General features: G+C 68.7%; 1 protein-coding gene. It reads right to left on the bottom strand.

The window, feature by feature from the left end; genetic code table 11:
- Positions 1 to 339, bottom strand: coding sequence for a response regulator transcription factor (locus ETD83_RS45805; protein WP_329603089.1), 339 nt, complete (start codon positions 337 to 339; stop codon positions 1 to 3).
- Positions 340 to 530 lie beyond the last annotated feature (191 nt).

Below are 530 nucleotides of genomic sequence, written 5' to 3'. Positions count from 1 at the left end.
TCACGGATCTGTCGGCGGCGGGGGCGGATCGTCCGTGCGCAGCCAGCGGGCGATGGCGGCGCCGCGGGTGGCGACCGCGAGTTTCGCGAAGATGCGGTTCACGTGGTTCTTCACCGTGAATTCGGAGATGACGAGGTCGCGGGCGATCTCGGCATTGGTGCGGCCCCGGGCGATGAGGTCCATGACCGTGCTCTCGCGCGGGGTGAGACCGAATGCGGAGCGGTCCGGCGCAGGCGGCCCGGCAGGCGGTCCGGCGGGCGGGCCGGGGTGGCCGCCATGGTGAGTGCCAGTCCGGGGACGGCCACCATTCGGGCCAGTTTCTGATACTGCATCTCGCACACCTTTCTCGCGTATGAATCGTCCCTACGCATGAAGTGTCGCGAGCCGTCCTTTCCCGGTTCTTTCACGGATCTGTCGGCGGCGGGGGCGGATCGTCCGTGCGCAGCCAGCGGGCGATGGCGGCGCCGCGGGTGGCGACCGCGAGTTTCGCGAAGATGCGGTTCACGTGGTTCTTCACCGTGAATTCGGAG

The sequence above is a fragment of the Actinomadura soli genome (genome assembly GCF_005889715.1).
In the GTDB taxonomy this organism is placed as follows: Bacteria; Actinomycetota; Actinomycetes; order Streptosporangiales; family Streptosporangiaceae; genus Spirillospora; species Spirillospora soli.
Note: the sequence above shows the minus strand (reverse complement) of the source record. Positions and strands in the feature narration are given on the sequence as shown.